The 2415-nt window shown below is 63.5% G+C and carries 3 protein-coding genes; 1 reads left to right on the top strand and 2 read right to left on the bottom strand.

Features of this window, described 5'->3' with window-relative positions; all coding sequences use genetic code 11:
• Positions 1-1045: ATP-binding cassette domain-containing protein (locus tag EN884_RS33025; protein ID WP_128361008.1), on the bottom strand; the 1045-nt coding region annotated here is incomplete at its 3' end.
• Positions 1046-1220: 175 nt separating this feature from the next.
• Positions 1221-2021 (bottom strand): SDR family NAD(P)-dependent oxidoreductase, encoded by an 801-nt coding sequence (locus EN884_RS33020; RefSeq protein ID WP_024502263.1) that lies wholly within the window; start codon positions 2019-2021, stop codon positions 1221-1223.
• A gap of 166 nt (positions 2022-2187) precedes the next feature.
• Here EN884_RS33020 and EN884_RS33015 point away from each other — a divergent pair.
• Positions 2188-2415, top strand: a 228-nt coding sequence (locus EN884_RS33015; protein WP_164895315.1) for a DeoR family transcriptional regulator, incomplete at its 3' end; no start/stop codon positions are given.

Below are 2415 nucleotides of genomic sequence, written 5' to 3'. Positions count from 1 at the left end.
GGCGGGCGGCGATCTCAAACGGCTTGTCGCCCCCCGCGGGGTGAGCATCATCCCTGCCGGTGGCGTGACCGGCAATCTGGCCGATCAGGACGTTCTCGGCGCCGAGAGCCTCGACGGCCACGACCCGTACGGCAATCTTCTGCCAGTCCGGCTTGTCGGGGCTTTCGTGGAAATCCTCGGCCCGCACGCCCAGAATGACGCGGCGCCCGGCACGCTCGCCATAAGCGTTGCGGTGGCGGGCGGGGACGGCAAGCACGGCACCGCTGTCGGTCAGGACGGAGAGCCCTTCGCCAGGTGCGGCCTGAAGCGTGGCCGGAATGAGGTTCATCGGCGGCGTCGCCAGGAAGCGTGCGACGAAGGTGTTGACCGGGTCGGCATAGACTTCAAGCGGCCGGCCGGCCTGGATCAGGCGACCATCGCGCATGATGCATATGCGATCGCCCATGGTCATCGCCTCGACCTGGTCGTGGGTGACATGGACGATGGTGCGGCCGAGGCGCCGGTGCAGCTTCACGAGTTCGAGCCGCATCTCGGCACGCAGTTGCGCATCGAGATTGGACAGCGGTTCGTCAAGCAGGAAGGCCGCCGGTTCGCGAACGATCGCCCGGCCGAGCGCGACACGCTGCCGCTGGCCACCCGAAAGCGCTGCCGGCTTGCGGCCGAGAAGATTCTGCAGACCGAGCAGGTTAGCGGCGTCTGCAATCTTGGCATCGATGACCGCCGCGTCGGTGCCGCGCATCTTCAGCCCGAAGGCCATATTCTGCCGCACCGACATATGCGGATAGAGCGCGTAGCTCTGGAACACCACGGCGACGTTTCGGTCGCGCGGGGCGACATTGGCGACGCTCTTGCCACCGATGCGGAGATCGCCGGAGGAGATACTCTCCAGACCGGCAATCATCCGCAGCGTCGTCGACTTGCCGCATCCCGACGGACCGAGAAAGATCACGAATTCACCATCGGGAATGGTGAGATCGACCTCATGCACCCCGTAATTGCCATTGCCGTAGAGCTTGGAAACGCGATCGAGCTCGATAGACGCCATAGACTTTCCTCATGAACCCGTCTGACCCGGCTGACGCCGAAGGCCGAAGTCGAGCGAACGGTCATCTTAGAGAACAAAATATAACATTAAAAGCCTAACTTCTGATCATATGTGTTCACTTTTTTGGATAGGCGCGTGCCCGCATCAGGATCCGGCTACAGCCGCCGAAAGGCCGTCAGGTCATGTAGACGCCGCCGGTCACGTTGACGCCCTGGCCGGTCATGAAGCGGGCTTGATCCGAGCAGAGGAACACGACGACGTCGGCGACATCCTCCGGCAGCTCGAGCCGGCCGAGCGGCGTCTGCGCAATATAGTCGGCGACCACCCGTTCGGGCGTGACTTGCCGCAGATGCGCCTCCCACTCGACTTCGCGCGATTGCATGCCGGTCTTGACGAACCCCGGACAGACGGCATTAACGCGTATCCCCTTGGGCGCGAGCTCGCGGGCAAAGGCCTGCGTCCAGCCGAGCACGGCGAACTTGGATGCCGAATAATGCGCCAGGAGCGGCGCACCGACCTTCGCGGCAAGCGAGGCGGTGTTGACGATGCAGCCCGTGCCCTGCTTGACAAAATGCCGTCCAGCGATCTGATTTGCCAGGAATACACCGCGGGCATTGACCGAAAAGTTGAAGTCCCACTCTTCGTCGGTCAGATCGAGCGCGTGCTGCATGGTGGACACGCCGGCATTGGCGATCAGGATGTCGCAGCCGCCAAGCGCTTCCAGTACGGTGGAGAAGGCCGCCTCGACGGAATCGCGGCGGCGGACATCGACCGTGACGGCGGCGGCACCGCCACCAATTTCCTCAGCCGCCTGACGTGCCGCCTTGGGATCCAGATCGCCGATCGCCACGGCGACGCCCTGCCGCGTCAGGGCGGTCGCGATCGCCCGGCCGATCCCCGCGCCACCGCCCGTCACGAAGGCTCGCTTGCCCGCGAGTTCGGCAAGCACGGGAGGCGTGACGGAGACAGCCGGCATGGTCGTATTCTCTCTGCTTGATGGCGGAACGCATTTTGTTGATATCGAGATGCATACCAATAAAATCGAACACTGCAAACATATTTTTGTTTGAAAATGTTTGATCATGCGGTAGTGTGAAGATCAGCAGACCGCTTCGTCGGCGGCTTACCCACCGGATACATCGATGGCAGACGACACCACCCTTCCTGAGACATCGCCGCATGGCGCACCGCGCGACGCCGATCGTCAGCGCCTTCTCGCGCACGACCGGCAGGCACGCATCCTGGCTTTGCTGCGCCGGACGGGGTCGCTCACCGTCGCCGCGGCAGCGGCCGAACTTGCCGTTTCCGACATGACGATCCGCCGCGATCTCGTCGAACTGGAACGCGAGGGTAGGCTGGTCCGAATCCAT

The organism is Mesorhizobium sp. M7A.F.Ca.AU.001.01.1.1, from assembly GCF_004022735.1.
GTDB classification, from domain to species: domain Bacteria; phylum Pseudomonadota; class Alphaproteobacteria; order Rhizobiales; family Rhizobiaceae; genus Mesorhizobium; species Mesorhizobium ciceri.
The sequence above is the reverse complement of the archived record's forward strand: the minus strand, read 5'-3'. Positions and strand labels throughout refer to the sequence as shown.

Coding starts and splice junctions, on each gene's coding strand:
- EN884_RS33020 (WP_024502263.1), bottom strand. CDS start 2,021: ATGCCGGCTGTCTCCGTCACGCCTCCCGTGCTTGCCGAACTCGCGGGC.